The organism is Inhella sp. (assembly GCF_027532025.1).
Classification (GTDB): domain Bacteria; phylum Pseudomonadota; class Gammaproteobacteria; order Burkholderiales; family Burkholderiaceae_C; genus Inhella.
Map to the genome: position 1 here is coordinate 1 of NZ_JAPZSY010000006.1, position 16,747 is coordinate 16,747.

Consider the following 16,747-nt stretch of genomic DNA (forward strand, 5'->3'; position numbering starts at 1 on the left):
GGCGGCATCTACAACAACGCCGCGCAGATCTGGAACCACACCTTCTTCTGGCATTGCATGAAGCCCAACGGCGGCGGCGAGCCCAGCGGCGCGCTGGCCGAGGCCATTCAGGCCAAGTGGGGCAGCTACGCCGCCTTCAAGGAAGCCTTCGTCAAGTCGGCCGTGGGCAACTTCGGGTCCGGCTGGACGTGGCTGGTCAAGAAAGCCGATGGCTCGGTGGACATCGTCAACACCGGCGCCGCCGGCACGCCGCTGACCACCGCCGACAAGGCGCTGCTCACCGTGGACGTGTGGGAGCACGCCTACTACATCGACTACCGCAACCTGCGCCAAAAGTTCGTCGAGACCTTCCTCGACAAGCTGGCGAACTGGGAATTCGCGCAGGCCAACTTCGCCTGACCGAACTCAAGCCGTCGTCACAGGGCCCCTCGCGGGGCCCTTTTTATTGGGAGGCGCTGAACGGGGCGCCGCTCAACCGGCTGCCAGGTTTGATGCCTTTTTGCGCGAACCAGCCCTGGTTCATTTCCAAGGCGTAGCGCACCGGCTCTTTGGAGCAGTGGCTGGTCTCGTCCATCGGTTGCATGTCGGCCATGGAGACGATGCGGCCGTCGTCGGCGACGAAGGCGATCGACAGCGGCAGGTGCGTGTTCTTCATCCAGAAGCATTGCACCTCGCGCGACTCGAACACGAACAGCATGCCTTCGTGCGCCGGCATGGATTTGCGGTGCATGAGGCCGATGGCGCGCTGCTCGGGGCTTTGCGCCACCTGAGCCTGGATTTGGAACATGCCGGCGCGCAGCGGCACCGTGGGAAGGCGCTGGGGACTTTGCGCCCCCACGCTGCCAGCCAGTGCCAGGCTCAGGAACAGGACCCATGGCTTGATGTGCGTCATGACGGCAGGGGGCAGGTTGACCAACAATCCGCCCGATGGACCAGCCAGCGGTCGGCACAGCCGCCATTATCCCGACGCCTGCTGAAGCGGCGCCGAGCCTGCAGGCTTGGTCCGTGTCGGGGCTGCATTGCGCGGCCTGCGCCGATGCGCTGGCCGATTGGTTGCGCGCCCAGCCAGGCGTGCAGCACGCCGATGTGGGCTATGCCGCGGCCCTGGCTGTGGTGCGGGCGGCACCGGCGGTGCAGCAGGGATTGCCGGCGGCGGCGCATCGTGCCGGTTACGGGCTGGCCCCCGCCACGCCGGCCGATGCCGCTGCCTTGCGCCAGCGCGAGGCCCGCGTCTTGTTGTGGCGCTTGTTTGTGGCCGCCTTTTGCATGATGCAGGTCATGATGCTGGCGGCGCCCACCTACTTCGCCGCCGGCGCCGAGGTGCCAGCCGACCTGCGGCGCTTGCTGCATTGGGGCAGTTGGGTGCTGTCGTGGCCGGTCATGCTGTTCAGCGCGCAGCCGTTCTTGCAGGGGGCTTGGCGTTCGCTGCGCCGCCGCCAATTGGGCATGGATGTGCCGGTGGCGCTGGGCATCGTCATCACCTTCGCAGCCAGCACCTGGGCCTTGAACGACCCGAGCGGGCGAGAGGCGGTTTACTTCGACTCGCTGACCATGTTCGTGGCCTTCCTGCTCGCCGGGCGGTGGCTGGAGATGAAGGCCCGACACGGTGCAGCGCAAGAGCTGGCTGCCTTGACGGCCTCGGACACGCCGGACGTGGCGCGCGAACATGCCGATGGCAGCGTCAGCACCGTGTCGGCGACCGCGGTGGCGGTGGGCGATGTGCTGCGGGTCGCTTTGGGCGAGCGCGTGGCTTGCGATGCCCGGTTGGTGGAAGGCATCACCCAGTGCGACGAAGCCTTGCTGACCGGCGAATCCCTGCCGGTGCCCAAGGCGGCGGGCGATCGGGTCTGGGGTGGCAGCGTGAACTTGGGTGGCCCCGTTCGCGTGCGGGTGGAGCGCCCCTGGGCCGACAGTCAGGCGCAGCGCCTGGCCCAGGGGTTGGCGCAGGCCCTGACGGAGCGCCCCCGGCTGCGACCCGAAGCCGAGCGTTGGGCCGGGCCGTTTCTGGCGGCCGTCCTCACCCTGGCTCTCGGGGCGGGTGTGGCCTGGTGGTGGATCGAGCCTTCCCGGGCGGTGATGGTGGCTTGTGCCATGCTCATCGTGACGTGCCCCTGTGCCTTGGCTCTGGCGGCCCCGGCGGCCCGCGTGGCCAGCGCACGGGCGCTGGCGCGACGTGGCGTGGTGCTGCAGCGCCTCGATGCCTTGGAGGTCTTGGCTGGCGTGGATCAGGTGGTGCTGGACAAGACCGGCACGCTCAGCCGGCCCGCCGTGAGGCCGAGTGCGCCCACAGGCGCAGCGGCCTTGCAGGCGGCAGCCCAGGCCTTGGCCAGTTGGTCCCAGCACCCCATGGCCCGTGCGGTGTCCCGCCTCCCGCTGCCCACGACGGCGCCCCCCTGGGTCTGGCACAGCGTGAGCGAGCAGCCCGGCGCGGGTCTGCGTGGTTTGGACCCGCAAGGCCGGGCCTGGTGCTTGGGGGCGCCCGCGTGGGTGGGGGCCTCAGGCTCCTGGGCGCAATCGGCCCTGGTGTTCGGTCCCGAGGGGCAGGAGGCGGTGCTGGGCTTCGACCAAGACGAGGAGCCCTTGCCCAGTGCCGGGCGGTTGGTGCAGCGCCTGAAGGCCATGGGCTTGACGTTGCGTTTGTTGTCGGGCGACCGGCCGGAGCGCGTGCGCGCCATGGCCGTGCCATTGGGCTTGGATCGGGCCGAAGGGGCCTGCACCCCGGAGCACAAGCGCGCCGCTGTGGAGGGCCTGCAAGCACAGGGCCATCGGGTGCTGATGGTGGGCGACGGCGTCAACGACGGACCGGTGCTGGCGCAGGCCGATGCCGCGGTGGCTGTGGGGGGTGCCAGTGCCTTGGCCGGCCGGGCTGCCGATGCGGTGCTGCTGCGCGCCGACTTGGGGGCTCTGGCGGACCTGTTGCTGCAGGCCCGCGCGACGCACCGCATCGTGCGGCAGAACTTGACCTGGGCGGCTGCCTACAACGCGCTGGCCGTTCCGCTGGCCCTGATGGGCTGGTTGCCGCCTTGGGCGGCTGGCCTTGGCATGGCGCTGAGCTCCGCCTTGGTGGTGGGCAACGCCATGCGCTTGGTGCGCTGACAATCCGCCGCATGGACATCCTCTACCTGCTGGTGCCGGTGTCGGTGCTGTTGGCGCTGGGCGTGCTGGGCGTGTTCGCCTGGGCCTTGCAGGGCGGGCAGTTCGAGGACGTGGAGGCCGAAGGGGAGCGCATCCTCGTGGACGAAGCGCCGCAGGGGGGCGCCGTTGGCGCGGGCGAGGCGCAGGCGAGCGCCGACCGTCCGGAGCCGTCTCGGTAGGCGTCGCACCAGGAGAGGCGCCGGGAGACGCCCACCTTCGGTGCTCGACTCCGAAGGACCCCCAGAGCGTTCCGCTGCACGCGCCCCCCCCCCAGGGAACCGGCCGCCTCTTGATGCGCGTCAAGCCCTCCCCGGGAATGACCCTGAAGAATGCCGGGCATCCCTTGGAGGAACTTGAAGATGCGATCCAACACCCCTGCGGCGGCTGCCGCGTACGAGGACGGCCCCATCCGTGCGTTCGCACTGATGGCCGTCGTGTGGGGCATCGTGGGCATGCTGGTGGGGGTGGTGATTGCCGCCCAGCTGGCCTTCCCCGACCTCACCGCTGGCATCCCCTGGCTGAGCTATGGGCGTTTGCGGCCGCTGCACACCAACGCGGTGATCTTTGCTTTTGGCGGCTGCGTGCTGTTTGCCACCAGCTACCACGTGGTGCAGCGCACGGGCTTGACGCGACTGTTTCTGCCCAAGCTGGCGTGGTTCACGTTCTGGGGTTGGCAGCTCGTGATCTTGCTGGCTGCCGTCACGCTGCCACTGGGCATCACGCAGGGCAAGGAGTACGCCGAACTGGAGTGGCCGATCGACCTGCTGATTGCGGTCGTCTGGGTGGCTTACGCCGTGGTGTTCTTTGGCACCGTGGGCATCCGCAAAGTCAAGCACATCTACGTGGCGAACTGGTTCTTCGGCGCGTTCATCATCGCGGTGGCCTTGCTGCACATCGTGAACAGCGCCGCGGTGCCCGTGGGGCTGTGGAAGAGCTACAGCGCTTACGCCGGGGTGCAAGACGCGATGGTGCAGTGGTGGTACGGCCACAACGCGGTGGGCTTCTTCCTGACCGCGGGCTTTCTGGGGATCATGTACTACTACATCCCCAAGCAGGCCGAACGCCCGGTGTACAGCTACCGCCTGTCCATCGTGCACTTCTGGGCCCTGATCTTCACCTACATGTGGGCGGGCCCTCACCACCTGCACTACACCGCGCTGCCCGACTGGGCGCAAAGCTTGGGGATGGTGTTCAGCTTGGTGCTGCTGGCCCCCAGCTGGGGCGGCATGATCAACGGCATCATGACCCTGAGCGGCGCCTGGCACAAGCTGCGCGACGACCCGGTGCTCAAGTTCTTGATCGTGTCCCTGTCGTTCTACGGCATGAGCACCTTCGAGGGCCCCATGATGTCCATCAAGACGGTGAACGCCCTGAGCCACTACACCGACTGGACCATCGGCCACGTGCACAGCGGTGCCTTGGGCTGGGTGGGCCTGGTGTCGATGGGGGCGCTGTACGCCATGATCCCGCGCCTGTGGGGCCTGCCGGGCATGCACAGCAAGCGCGCCATCGAGCTGCACTTCTGGATCGCCACCCTGGGCATCGTGCTCTACATCGCCGCCATGTGGATCGCCGGCGTGATGCAGGGCCTGATGTGGCGTGCCACTCACGCCGACGGCACCTTGGTCTACAGCTTTGTCGAAAGCGTCAAGGCCACGTACCCGTACTACCTGATCCGCTTGCTGGGCGGGCTGCTGTACCTCGGTGGCATGGGCGTCATGGCCTGGAACGTGTGGATGACCGTCCGGGGCCGCCAGGCGCCGGTGATGGTCCCGAAACTGGCCGCGGCTTAAGGAGAACAAGATGGCCGACAACAAGCCCACCCGCGGTCACGAGCGCATCGAGACCAACAACTTTTTGATGATCGTGCTGATCCTCGTGGCCGTCGCCTTCGGCGGCCTCGTCGAGATCGTGCCGCTCTTCTTCCAGCGCAGCACCACCGAAGCCGCACCGGGCCTCAAGCCCTACAGCGCGCTGCAGTTGGTGGGGCGCGATGTCTACCTGCGCGAGGGTTGCTACAACTGCCACTCGCAAATGATCCGCCCCTTCCGCGCTGAGACCCTGCGCTACGGCGAGTTCAGCAAAGCCGGCGAGTTCGTGTACGACCACCCCTTCCAATGGGGCAGCAAACGCACTGGCCCGGATCTGCACCGCGTGGGCGGGCGTTACTCGGACGAGTGGCACCGCCTTCACTTGATGAACCCGCGCGACTTGGTGCCCGAGTCCAACATGCCGGCCTACCCCTGGCTGGCCACGGCCACCGTGGACGCCGCGGGCGTGGGGCCGCGCATGCAGGCCCTGCGCATGGTGGGCGTGCCGTACAGCGACGGCGAAATCGCCGCCGCCGGCGAGGCCGTCAAGGGCAAGACCGAGATGGAGGCCCTGATTGCGTACCTGCAGGTGCTGGGCACGGCGCCGCGTGAGGCCGCCAAGACCCAGCAGGCGGTCGTCACGTCGGGGGTCGCGCCATGAGCCTCGACCTGAACACCCTGCGCAGCGTGGCGACGCTGCTGGGCTTTGTGGCCTTCATGCTGCTGGTTTGGCGCACTTGGCGCCGCTCGGCCCAACCCGAACACGATCGCGCCGCGGCGCTGCCCTTCCAGGACGATGCCCGCGCGCCACAAGGAGATGCCCGTGACTGATTTCTTTTCGAGTGGCTGGCACTGGTTCATCGCCGGCGTGACGGTGCTGGGCCTGGTGTTTTGCATTTGGCTGCTGCTGGCCAGCAGCAAGACCACGGCCATGTCCGACGACGGCACGACCGGGCACGTCTGGGACGAGGACTTGCGTGAGATGAATAACCCCCTGCCGCGTTGGTGGCTGGGGCTGTTCGTCATCACCGTGCTGTTCGCTGCCGTCTACCTTTACCTGTATCCCGGGCTCGGCGGCGCCCAAGGCTCGCTGAAGTGGAGTCAGGAGGGGCAGTGGCACGCAGAGCAGCAGGCCGCTCACGCCAAAGTGGCGCCGCTGTACGACCGTTTCACGGCCATGGGGCCGCAGGAGCTGGCGCAACAGCCCGAGGCCTTGGCCATTGGCCAGCGCCTGTTCATCAACAACTGCGCGCAGTGTCACGGCTCGGACGCCAAAGGCAGCAAAGGCTTCCCCAACCTGACCGACGCGGACTGGTTGTGGGGCGGCGAGTTCGACACCATCAAGCAGTCGATCAGCCAGGGTCGAGAGGGCAACATGCCCCCGATGGGCGCGGCCGTGGGCGGCTCTGACGAACAGCGCAACTTGGCCCACTACGTGCTGAGCCTGTCCGACAGCGCGCACGACAGCCTCAAGGCGCAGTTGGGCAAGCCCAAGTTTGCTTCGTGCGCGGCCTGCCATGGCGGCAAAGGCGAGGGCAACACGGCCTTGGGTGCCCCCCGCTTGAACGACAAGATTTGGCTGCATGGCCGGGGTGAGGCGTCCATCTTGGCCATGATCCAAAACGGCAAGCACAACGTCATGCCCGCCCAAGACCGGTTGCTGACGCCGGAGCAGATTCACGTGCTGGCGGGCTATGTGTGGAGTCTGTCCAACAAGCCGCCTGCCGGTCGGGTGGCGACGGCGCCGTGATCGTCCGATGAGCCACACGAGCCCAGCACCCAGCGTGGTGCACCTGTACCGGAAGCGACAGAAGATCCACCCTCGTGAGATCGCGGGCCGCTTTCAGAACTGGCGCTGGGTGTTCGTGTTCCTCACGCAGGCTGTGTTCTACGGACTGCCCTGGCTGCAATGGGCCACCGAGGCGGGCGCGCGCCAAGCGGTGTTGTTCGACCTCGAGGCCCGCCGCTTCTACCTGCTCGGCGTGGTCTTCTACCCGCAGGACTTCATCTACCTCACGGCCTTGTTGGTGGTTTGCGCTTATGCGCTCTTCTTGTTCACCGCGGTGGCGGGGCGCTTGTGGTGCGGCTATGCCTGCCCGCAGACGGTCTACACCTCGCTGTTCCTTTTGGTTGAGCAAAAGATCGAGGGCAGCAAGATCCAGCGCGAGCGCCTGGATACGGCGCCCTGGCGTTGGGACAAGCTGTGGCGCCGTGGGGCCAAGCACAGCGCCTGGTTGACCATGGCCCTGGTCACCGGCTTCACCTTTGTGGGCTACTTCACGCCCATCCGAGCCCTGGCGGGCGAGGTGCTCAGCGCCAGCCTGGGCCCCTGGCAAACCTTCTGGATCTTGTTCTACAGCTTTGCCACCTGGGGCAACGCCGGCTTCATGCGCGAGCAGGTGTGCAAGTACATGTGCCCCTATGCGCGGTTCCAGAGTGCCATGTTCGACCGCGACACGCTCATCATCGGCTACGACGCGGAGCGCGGTGAGCCCCGTGGTCCACGCGGCCGCAAAGACGACCTGAAGGCCAAGCAGCTGGGCGATTGCATCGACTGTGGCCTGTGCGTGCAGGTTTGCCCGACCGGCATCGACATCCGCAACGGACTGCAGTACGAATGCATCGGCTGTGCTGCCTGCGTGGATGCCTGCGATCAAGTCATGGACAAGATGGGCTACGCGCGGGGCCTGGTGCGGTACGACACCGAAAACGGCATCCAACAGCACCTGGATCGAAAGACCGAGTGGCTGCGCGTTTTTCGCCCGCGGGTTTGGGTCTACACCGCTGTCATGTGGCTTATCGTGGCCGCGGTGGGCGCCAGCTTGTGGATGCGGCCACCGCTGCGCGTGGACGTGGTGCGCGACCGTGGCGCCCTGGCCCGCTGGAACGAGCAGGGCCAGCTGGAAAACGTGTACCGGTTGCAACTCATGAACCTGGTGGAGCGCTCGCAGACCTACCGCATCCGCGTGGAAAGCGATGCGGTTCCGGGCTTGAGCGTGGGCCAACCTGCCGAGGTGACGCTGGGCAGCATCGAGGCGCGATGGGTGCCGGTGAGCGTTCACCAGCCCACCGATGCCGCCAGCCCCAAGGAGGGCGCCCACCCGGTTCGTTTTATCGTCGAGCGCGTCGCGCGGGGCGCCGACGGCGCACGCGACATCGTCGAGCATTCCACCTTCGTCGTTCCGCGCTGACGACGCCTTCATTGGAGGCCATGCCATGAACCCCCGACAAGCCCTTCCGCGTCAGCCTTGGTGGCGCACCTCCTTCATGTACTTGGTGCTGGGTCTGCCCTTGGTGGCCGTGGCAGGGAGCCTGAGCCTGGTGGCGGTGGCGGTGAACAACGCCGATGAAGTCATCAAGCCCACCGCCCAGCAGGCCCCTGAGCGCCCAGCCCTCGAGGGCCGCAACCACGCGGCCACGGGCGGCAAGAAGTAAGCGCGCCGAGGCGCCCGTCGCCGAGCCGACACGCAGGCTTCATGCGGGCGTCACCGCCCCGTCACGCCCCCTGCCCATGATCACCAGGCGCCCGGATGGCGCCTGGAGCGAGCATGAAGATCACCGTCATCGGTGCCGGTTACGTCGGCCTGGTCACCGCCGCCTGCTTGGCGGACATGGGCAACAGCGTGGTGGGCTTGGATGTGGACGAGGCGCGCGTGGCCTCGCTGGGTCAAGGCATCTTGCCCATCCACGAGCCCGGCTTGGACGGACTGGTGGTGCGCAACCAGCAAGCCGGCCGCCTGCGCTTTACCACCGACGCAGGCGATGCCATTGCCCACGGCTCCATCGTCTTCATCGCAGTGGGCACGCCGCCCGCCGAAGACGGTTCCGCGGACTTGGCCCATGTGCTGAGCGCGGCGGCCACGGTCGGACGCCACATGAACGATTACAAGGTGGTGGTCAACAAGAGCACGGTGCCGGTGGGCACGGCGGAGAAGGTGCGCGCCACCCTCGCCGGTGAGTTGCAGGCGCGCGCGGCGGTGCTGCCGTTTTCGGTCGTCTCCAACCCCGAGTTCCTGAAAGAAGGCGCGGCCGTGGACGATTTCATGTCCCCCGACCGCGTCATCGTGGGGGCCGACGACGACCGCGCTCTCTACCTGCTGCGCTCGCTGTATGCGCCTTTCCTGCGCAATCGCGACCGCCTGCTCACCATGGACCCCCGCAGCGCTGAGCTCACCAAGTACGCCGCCAACGCCATGCTGGCCATGCGCATCAGCTTCATGAACGAGATGGCGCTGCTGGCCGACGCCGTGGGCGCCGACGTGGAGCAGGTGCGGCAAGGCATCGGCAGCGACCCGCGCATCGGCACGCACTTTCTGTACGCCGGTTGCGGCTGGGGGGGCTCGTGCTTCCCCAAGGACGTCAAGGCCTTGGCCCACCTAGGGCACGCCCAAGGGGTGGGCTCCCGGTTGTTGGACGCCACGCTGGCCGTGAACGACCGCCAGCGCGAGCTGTTGGCCGCGCGCGTGGTGCAGCGCTTCGGGCCCGATTTGCGCGGCCGGCGGTTCGCCGTGTGGGGCCTGGCCTTCAAGCCGGGCACCGACGACGTTCGGGAAGCCCCCAGCCGCGTGCTGATCGCCGAGCTCTTGGAGCGCGGCGCCGAGGTGGCCGCTTACGACCCGGTGGCCATGGCCAGCGCCGCGCGCCATTGGCCCGATTTGACGGCCCTGAACTACGCGCCCGACCCCTACGCGGCGGCCCTGGGGGCGGACGCCCTGTTGGTCGTCACAGAGTGGCGCGAATTCCGCAGCCCCGACTTCGAGCGCTTGCGGGGCGAAATGGCCACACCGATCGTCTACGACGGCCGCAACCTGTACGACCCCACCACCGTGCGCGCACTGGGCTTCGAGCATGTGGGCATCGGTCGTGGGACCTTGGTGGTGCCTGGGGTGGCCCAGCCCGAGCCCGAGCGTTTGCGGGCTTGATCAGTCGCGCGGCTGCAGCGTCGTGACGACACGGGCATGGCGCGCGTGCGTCCAGTAGGCCCAGGCCCAGTCCGTCAGCACCACCAGCCGGTTGCGGAAGCCGATCAAGAACACCACGTGGGCGAACAGCCAGAACACCCAGGCCGCCCAGCCAGAGAAGCGCAGGGGCCCCACAGGCGTGGCCAGGTCCACCACGGCGCTGTGCCTTCCGAGCGTGGCCAGGTTGCCGTAATCGCGGTAGCGGAAGGCTTGCGTGGGTTTTCCGGCCTGCCGAGCCAGCAGGTTGCGCGCGGCCGCGCGGCCCATTTGCTTGGCGCCGGGCGACACGCCGGGCACCGCCTGGGGCTTGCGGCCCGGGGCGTGGCTTTGGGCGGCGGCCAGGTCGCCGATCACACTGATCGAGGGGTGCCCTGGCAGGCTGAGGTCGGGTGAGACCACGACCCGACCGGCCCGGTCCAGAGCGCAGCCCGTGGCCTCGGCCAGCACCCGGCCCAGGGGCGACGCCGCCACGCCGGCTGCCCACACGGTGCAGGCGCTGGCCAGCCTGTAGGTGCCGCTGGCGCCGTCGACCTGCAGGCCTTCGGGGTCGATGTGCGTCACGCGCGCGCCGGTTCGCACGTCCACGCCCAGGGCTTGCAATTGCTGGCGAGCGCTCTGACTCAGGCCCTCGGGCATGGCCGCCAGCACGCGCGGACCGCCTTCGAGCAAAACCACGCGGGCGCGCGCGGGGTCGATGCGGCGGATTTCGCCGCGCAGGGTGTGTCGGGCGATTTCGGCCATCGTGCCCGCCAACTCCACCCCGGTCGGCCCGCCGCCCACCACCACGAAGTTCAGGGCCTCGGTGTCACCATTCAGTTCGGCCCGCTCGAAAGCCAGCAGCAGCCGGCGCCGGATCTCGAAGGCGTCGTCCAGGCTCTTGAGGCCTGGCGCGTGCGTCGCCCATTCGTCATGGCCAAAGTAGCTGTGGGTGGCGCCGGCAGCGACGATGAGGTGGTCGAAGGGCAGTTGGCGGCCATCGGCGAGCGCCACGCGCTGGCCGATGGCGTCGATGCCCACCACCTCGCCCAGCAGCGTGGTCGCGTTGCGTTGTCGGCGAAACAGGCTGCGGACCGGTGCCGCGATCGACGGGGCCGAGAGGCCACCGGTGGCGACTTGGTAGAGCAGCGGTTGAAACAGGTGGTGGTTGCTTCGGTCGACGACGGTCACGTCGACGGGGGCATGGCGCAGGGCTCGGGCGGCTTCCAGGCCACCGAAGCCGCAACCCACGATGAGCACTTGCGGGCGTTCGGCTGGGGGCATGCGCCCATGCTACGCCCGTTTTGTGCGGTGCAGCAAAAATCTCAGCAGGCGGCCGATGACACCAGGCGCTGCAGCGCCTCGGGCGACTTGACGGTGATTTGTCGCTGCTTGACATCCAGGATGCCATCGTCCTGGAAGCGGCTGAAGGTGCGGCTCACCGTCTCAAGCTTGAGGCCCAGGTAGGAGCCGATTTCTTCGCGCGTCATGCGCAGCACCAACTCGCTGGCCGAGTAGCCCCGCGCTTGCAGGCGTTGGGTCAGGTTAAGCAAAAAGGCCGCCACGCGCTCTTCGGCGCGCATGCTGCCCAGCAGCAGCATCACGCCATGGTCGCGCACGATTTCGCGGCTCATGATCTTGTGCAACTGCATCTGCAGCGCTCCGAACTCCCGCGCCAGGTGCTCCACGTCGCTGAAGGGCAGCACGCACACCGACGAGTCCTCGAGCGCCTGGGCGTCCACCGTGTGGTGGCCGCTGCCGATGCCGTCCAGGCCCAGCAGTTCGCCGGCCATCTGGAATCCGGTCACTTGCATGCGACCGTCTTCGGCGCTCAGGCAAGTCTTGAAGAAGCCCGTGCGCACCGCGTACAAGGCGTGGAACGGCTCGCTGGCGCGGAACAGGCTTTCGCCCCGCGGGATGACCTTGCGCGTGCTGATCAGGCCATCCAGGCGTTCCATGTCGCTGGGGCTCAGGCCCAGGGGCAGGCAAAGCTCGCGCAAATTGCAAGCGGAGCAAGCGGTGCGCAGCGGCTCGGCGCGCAGCGGGGGCAGGGCGGTTTGCATCCCTGCATTCTGCAACGGCCGTTTGTCGCCGATCTGACAGGCCGGCTTGCCATAGATCAACACCGCGGGCTGGCAATGGGGGCACCATGCCGGCATGAACTCCGAGCCATCCCGCCCGTCGTCGTCCACAGCCTTTGCCCGTTCCGCAGGGGGCGCGGCGGTGCAGTTTTTGCCGCCCGCCCTGCTGGACCGCCTCGGCAGCGCCGGCCCCCGCTACACCAGCTACCCCACGGCCGACCGCTTCGTGGAGGCGCACGGCCCCCAGCAACACCAGCAGGCTCTGACCCAACGGGCGCAGGGCCCGGGTCGCGCGGCGCCCCTGTCGGTCTACGTGCACGTGCCGTTTTGCGAGTCCCTGTGCTACTACTGCGCCTGCAACAAGATCGTCACCAAGCACAAAGAGCGCGGGGCCGAGTACCTGGATTTGTTGGATGCGGAGATCGAGTTGTGGGTGCGCGGGCTGGGGCCGCGCGCCGCCGTCTCGCAGCTGCACTTGGGCGGCGGCACGCCCACCTTCCTGAGCGATGCCGAGCTCGGTCGCTTGGCGGCTCGCTTGCGCGAGGCCTTCGACTGGCTGCCGGGCATCGAAGCGTCGATCGAGATCGATCCTCGCACCGTGACCCGCGATCGTTTGGTTCACCTGCTCGGCCTGGGGTTCAACCGCATCAGCTTTGGGGTGCAGGACTTTGACGCCAAGGTGCAGCAGGCGGTGCACCGCGTGCAAACCTTCGAGTCGGTGGCCGGCTTGATGGTCGATGCCCGCGACCTCGGCTTCGCGTCGGTCAACCTGGATTTGATTTGCGGCTTGCCGTTGCAGACGCCGGCCAGCTTTGCCCACACCTTGGCCCAAGTGGTGCAACTGCGGCCGGACCGCATCGCGCTCTACGCTTACGCCCACCTGCCGCAACGCTTCAAGGCGCAGCGCCGCATCCACAGCGCCGACCTGCCGCCGGCCGATGTGCGCCTGCACCTGCACGCCGACGCCATCGCCGCCTTTTTGGCCGCGGGCTACGAGCACATCGGCATGGACCACTTTGCCCTACCCGACGACGCCCTGGCCCAGGCCAAGCGCCAGGGGCGGCTGCATCGCAATTTCCAGGGCTACACCGTGCAGCCCGATGGCGATCTGATCGGCTTGGGCGTTTCGGCCATCAGCCGCGTGGGGCCCACCTTCGCGCAAAACGCCAAGACCCTCGAGGAGTACGCCGACGCCCTGGCTCAGCGACAGTGGCCGGTGGTGCGCGGCATCGTCTCCACGCGCGACGACTTGGTGCGCCGCGCCGCCATCATGGCCCTGATGTGCCAAGGTCGGTTGGATTTCTCCGCCTTGGCGGCGGCCCACCTGATCGACCCCCGGACCTACTTTGCGGCAGAGCTCGGTGCCCTGGCCACGCAGGAGGCCGACGGTTTGGTCACCGTTCACGACCAAGCGGTGGAAGTGACCCCGCTGGGCTGGTTCTTCGTGCGCTCCATCGCCGCCGTGTTCGACCGGCACCTGCAGGCCGACCGTGCCCGCGAGAGGTACTCGAAGATCATCTGATGCTGGACCTCGCACTCACGGGCACCCTGGGCCTCATGGGGCTGGCCAGCGTGCCCCATTGCGCCCTCATGTGCGGTGCGCCGTGTGCGGCCGTCGCCGGCGGGGGCTCGGCGGCCGGCGTGTCGGCCTTTCAGGCGGGGCGGGTCATCGGCTACGCCGCGGCTGGCGCGGTGGCGGCGTTCAGCATGGCAGCGCTGCGCGAGGCCACAGCTTGGAGCGCGGCCCTGCGTCCCCTGTGGACCGTGCTGCAGGCCGCCTTGTTGGGCCTGGGCCTGTGGTTGCTGATTCGCGGGCAGTGGCCGGCTTGGCTGGGCCGCCAAGGCTTCAAACCTTCGGCCCAGGCCGTGGCCATCGTGCCGTGGTCGCGGGCCAGCGGCGCTGGGTTGTTGTGGTTTGCCTGGCCTTGTGGCCTGCTGCAAGGCGCCTTGCTGATGGCCGCGCTGGCCAACTCGCCATGGGGCGGTGCCGCGGCCATGGCCAGCTTCGCACTGGCGTCCAGCCCCGGGCTGGTGCTGGCCCCGATGGCGCTGAGGCGCTGGCTGGGTGGCACCAACGCGACGGCATGGGCCGCGCGATTGGCCGGTCTGCTGTTGGTGGCCGGCGCTGCCTGGGCTTTGGGCCATGGCCTGTGGGCGCAGGTGGTGGCTTGGTGTACCTAGAATCTCGCCTCTATTTCGTTTCCTCACCCCGCACTTGGAGCGTCCATCCATGTACCAGCACATCAAGGTGCCTGAAGGCGGCCAGAAGATCACGGTCAATGCCGACTTCTCGCTGAATGTCCCGAACAACCCCATCATTCCGTACATCGAGGGCGACGGCACCGGCTTTGACATCACCCCCGTGATGATCAAGGTGGTGGATGCGGCCGTGGCCAAGGCCTACGGCGGCGCCAAGAAGATCCATTGGATGGAGATCTACGCCGGCGAGAAGTCGACCAAGGTCTACGGCCCCGACGTGTGGCTGCCCGAAGAGAGCCTGCAAGTCCTGAAGGACTACGTGGTGTCGATCAAGGGCCCGCTGACCACGCCCGTGGGCGGTGGCATCCGCAGCCTGAACGTGGCCCTGCGCCAAGAGCTCGACCTGTACGTTTGCCTGCGCCCCGTGCAGTACTTCGACGGCGTGCCCAGCCCCGTGAAGGAGCCGCACAAGGTCGACATGGTCATCTTCCGCGAGAACTCGGAAGACATCTATGCCGGGATCGAGTACGAAGCCCGCAGCGACAAGGCCAAGAAGCTGATTCACTTCTTGCAGACCGAATTCGGCGTCAAAAAGATCCGCTTCCCCGAAAGCTCGGGCATCGGCATCAAGCCGGTCAGCCAAGAAGGCACCGAGCGGCTGGTGCGCAAGGCCATCCAGTACGCGATCGACAACGACAAGCCCAGCGTGACCTTGGTGCACAAGGGCAACATCATGAAGTTCACCGAAGGGGGCTTCCGCGACTGGGGCTATGCGCTGGCGCAGCGAGAGTTCGGGGCGCAGCTGATCGACGGCGGCCCGTGGTGCTCGTTCAAGAACCCGAAGACGGGCAAGGACATCGTCATCAAGGACAGCATCGCCGACGCCTTCTTGCAGCAGATCATCCTGCGCCCGGCCGAGTACTCGGTGATCGCCACGCTGAACCTGAACGGCGACTACATCTCCGACGCCCTGGCTGCGCAAGTGGGTGGCATCGGCATCGCCCCGGGCGCCAACCTGAGCGACTCGGTGGCCATGTTCGAAGCCACGCACGGCACCGCACCGAAGTACGCCGGCAAGGACTACGTGAACCCGGGTTCGGAAATCCTGTCGGCCGAGATGATGTTGCGCCACATGGGCTGGACCGAAGCCGCGGACACCATCATCAGCGCGATGGAGAAGGCCATCCTGAGCAAGAAGGTGACCTACGACTTCGCCCGCCTGATGGAAGGCGCGACGCAGGTGTCTTGCTCGGGCTTCGGCCAGGTCATGATCGACCACATGTGATCGGGGCTCCGGCCCATCACCCAGCCCCGCCGCGGCGGGGCTTTTTCATGTCCGTTCAGCGCCGCAACTGGCTGGCCGGGATGCGGATGGCGAAGCGGCTGCCTTGACCCGGCTGGGATTGGATGTCCAGTTCGGCGCCGTGGCGTTGCAGCACGTGCTTGACGATGGCCAAGCCCAGCCCCGTGCCGCCGGTGCCTCGGGAGCGGCTGGCGTCCACCCGGTAGAAGCGCTCCGTGAGGCGCGGTAGGTGCTCGGCCGCGATGCCCACGCCTTCGTCCTGCACGGCGAACTCGCCGCCGCCGTCCGGCAGCGCGCACCAGCGCAGTTGCACCCGGCCACCGCCGGGGGTGTAGCGCAGGGCGTTGGAGACGAGGTTGGCAAAGGCGCTGTGCCACTCGCCCTCGGGCCCGGCCAGGTGCCAGCCCTCGGCGTCGTCCCACCCTTCGGCCTCAAGCGGGTGGTGGCCGTCGTCGAGCGCGCGGGCGTCGGCCAGCAAGCGCTCCAGCAGGGGGCGCAACGCAAAGCGCGATTCGGTGGTGGGCGGCGGGCTGCCCTCCAGTTGCGCCAAGGTCAGCAGGTCGGTGACCAAAGACTGCATGCGTTGCGACTGCTGCTGCATCAGCCCGTAGATCCGCTGGCGCTCGTCGCCGGTCAAGTCCAGGGCTTGGAGGCTCTCCAGAAATCCGCTCAGCACGGTGAGCGGGCTGCGGATCTCGTGGGACACATTGGCCACGAAGTCGCGCCGCATGCGTTCCATGCGCGCCGATTCGGTGATGTCCTGGGACACCAGCAGGCTCATCGGGCCGCGGCCGTCGTCGCCATAGCGGCGCAATGACAGCGCCAGTTTCAGGCTGCCGTTGTGCAGGGCGATTTGCGTTTGGCCTTCCGTGTTGGGGCTGGAGAGCAGTTCCACGAAGGCCGGCACGCGCACCAGGTTGCGCACGTTTTGCTGCAGGTCGCGCCGCAAGTCCAGGCCCAGGTGCTCGCCGGACACGTGATTCAGCCACTGGATGTGGTCGTCGGCGTCCAGCAAGACCAAGCCGTTGGGGTAGGCCTCCAAGGCTTGCAGGAACTGCTCGCGCCGTTGGCGCTCGCGTTGGGCCCGTGCTTCGCGCACGCGCAGCGCCTTTTCAACGCGGTAGGCCAGTTCGGCGTGCGCCCCATGGAGCCGCGGCGCGGGGCCGGCGGGGTCTCGGCCCACCCACCGCAGCAACCGGTGCAGTCGCCAGCGATCCAAAGCCCACAGCGACGCCGCGCCGACCGCGAGAGCCGCGCACCACCACGCTCCGCTCATGGCCG

The 16,747-nt window shown here is 67.9% G+C and carries 17 protein-coding genes; 13 read left to right on the forward strand and 4 right to left on the reverse strand.

Annotated features, from left to right (window positions below):
- The coding region (locus O9335_RS01560; protein ID WP_298382533.1) for a Fe-Mn family superoxide dismutase at positions 1 to 399 on the forward strand (399 nt) is incomplete at its 5' end.
- Positions 400 to 442: 43 nt separating this feature from the next.
- Here O9335_RS01560 and O9335_RS01565 read toward each other — a convergent pair.
- Positions 443 to 892: a DUF192 domain-containing protein gene (locus O9335_RS01565; RefSeq protein ID WP_298382536.1), complete on the reverse strand. Its 450-nt coding sequence runs from the start codon at positions 890 to 892 to the stop codon at positions 443 to 445.
- A 35-nt stretch (positions 893 to 927) separates the two neighbouring features.
- Between O9335_RS01565 and O9335_RS01570 the strand changes: the two genes are divergently transcribed.
- From O9335_RS01570 to O9335_RS01610, 9 genes are all read left to right on the forward strand, one after another.
- On the forward strand, positions 928 to 3,096 hold the full coding sequence (locus O9335_RS01570) for a heavy metal translocating P-type ATPase (RefSeq protein WP_298382539.1): 2,169 nt from the start codon (positions 928 to 930) through the stop codon (positions 3,094 to 3,096).
- Positions 3,097 to 3,107: 11 nt separating this feature from the next.
- Positions 3,108 to 3,314 (forward strand): cbb3-type cytochrome oxidase assembly protein CcoS, encoded by a 207-nt coding sequence (gene ccoS, locus O9335_RS01575; protein ID WP_298382542.1) that lies wholly within the window; start codon positions 3,108 to 3,110, stop codon positions 3,312 to 3,314.
- A gap of 180 nt (positions 3,315 to 3,494) precedes the next feature.
- The gene (gene ccoN, locus O9335_RS01580) at positions 3,495 to 4,928 is read left to right on the forward strand and encodes a cytochrome-c oxidase, cbb3-type subunit I (protein WP_298382545.1); all 1,434 of its coding nucleotides are present in this window, start codon (positions 3,495 to 3,497) and stop codon (positions 4,926 to 4,928) included.
- Between the two features lie 10 nt (positions 4,929 to 4,938).
- Positions 4,939 to 5,607, forward strand: coding sequence for a cytochrome-c oxidase, cbb3-type subunit II (gene ccoO, locus O9335_RS01585; protein WP_298382547.1), 669 nt, complete (start codon positions 4,939 to 4,941; stop codon positions 5,605 to 5,607).
- Positions 5,604 to 5,777: a cbb3-type cytochrome c oxidase subunit 3 gene (locus O9335_RS01590; RefSeq protein WP_298382549.1), complete on the forward strand. Its 174-nt coding sequence runs from the start codon at positions 5,604 to 5,606 to the stop codon at positions 5,775 to 5,777. Before ccoO ends, O9335_RS01590 begins: the two co-directional genes overlap by 4 nt.
- Positions 5,770 to 6,696: a cytochrome-c oxidase, cbb3-type subunit III gene (ccoP, locus tag O9335_RS01595; protein WP_298382551.1), complete on the forward strand. Its 927-nt coding sequence runs from the start codon at positions 5,770 to 5,772 to the stop codon at positions 6,694 to 6,696. The genes O9335_RS01590 and ccoP overlap by 8 nt, the downstream gene beginning before the upstream one ends.
- Positions 6,697 to 6,703: 7 nt before the next feature.
- Complete coding sequence (gene ccoG, locus O9335_RS01600) at positions 6,704 to 8,137, forward strand: cytochrome c oxidase accessory protein CcoG (RefSeq protein ID WP_298382553.1); 1,434 nt, start codon at positions 6,704 to 6,706, stop codon at positions 8,135 to 8,137.
- A 25-nt stretch (positions 8,138 to 8,162) separates the two neighbouring features.
- The gene (locus tag O9335_RS01605; protein WP_298382556.1) at positions 8,163 to 8,381 is read left to right on the forward strand and encodes a hypothetical protein; all 219 of its coding nucleotides are present in this window, start codon (positions 8,163 to 8,165) and stop codon (positions 8,379 to 8,381) included.
- Between the two features lie 113 nt (positions 8,382 to 8,494).
- Positions 8,495 to 9,868: a UDP-glucose/GDP-mannose dehydrogenase family protein gene (locus O9335_RS01610; RefSeq protein WP_298382559.1), complete on the forward strand. Its 1,374-nt coding sequence runs from the start codon at positions 8,495 to 8,497 to the stop codon at positions 9,866 to 9,868.
- On the opposite strand, the gene O9335_RS01615 is transcribed toward O9335_RS01610, so the two are convergent.
- On the reverse strand, positions 9,869 to 11,167 hold the full coding sequence (locus O9335_RS01615; RefSeq protein ID WP_298382562.1) for an NAD(P)/FAD-dependent oxidoreductase: 1,299 nt from the start codon (positions 11,165 to 11,167) through the stop codon (positions 9,869 to 9,871).
- Positions 11,168 to 11,208: 41 nt separating this feature from the next.
- Positions 11,209 to 11,946, reverse strand: a complete 738-nt coding sequence (fnr, locus tag O9335_RS01620) for a fumarate/nitrate reduction transcriptional regulator Fnr (RefSeq protein ID WP_298382565.1) — start codon at positions 11,944 to 11,946, stop codon at positions 11,209 to 11,211.
- Positions 11,947 to 12,040: 94 nt separating this feature from the next.
- Between fnr and hemN the strand changes: the two genes are divergently transcribed.
- From hemN to icd, 3 genes are read left to right on the forward strand one after another with little or no spacing between them, the layout of a single operon-like run.
- On the forward strand, positions 12,041 to 13,486 hold the full coding sequence (gene hemN, locus O9335_RS01625; RefSeq protein WP_298382568.1) for an oxygen-independent coproporphyrinogen III oxidase: 1,446 nt from the start codon (positions 12,041 to 12,043) through the stop codon (positions 13,484 to 13,486).
- A complete protein-coding gene (locus tag O9335_RS01630) occupies positions 13,486 to 14,145 on the forward strand; it encodes a sulfite exporter TauE/SafE family protein (protein ID WP_298382570.1) in 660 nt (219 codons plus the stop codon). The genes hemN and O9335_RS01630 overlap by 1 nt, the downstream gene beginning before the upstream one ends.
- A gap of 49 nt (positions 14,146 to 14,194) precedes the next feature.
- Entirely contained in the window at positions 14,195 to 15,448 is a 1,254-nt protein-coding gene (icd, locus tag O9335_RS01635) for an NADP-dependent isocitrate dehydrogenase (RefSeq protein WP_298382573.1), read from the forward strand.
- A gap of 55 nt (positions 15,449 to 15,503) precedes the next feature.
- Here the strand turns inward: icd and phoR are convergent, their stop codons facing one another.
- Complete coding sequence (gene phoR / locus O9335_RS01640; protein ID WP_298382575.1) at positions 15,504 to 16,742, reverse strand: phosphate regulon sensor histidine kinase PhoR; 1,239 nt, start codon at positions 16,740 to 16,742, stop codon at positions 15,504 to 15,506.
- Positions 16,743 to 16,747: the final 5 nt, after the last annotated feature.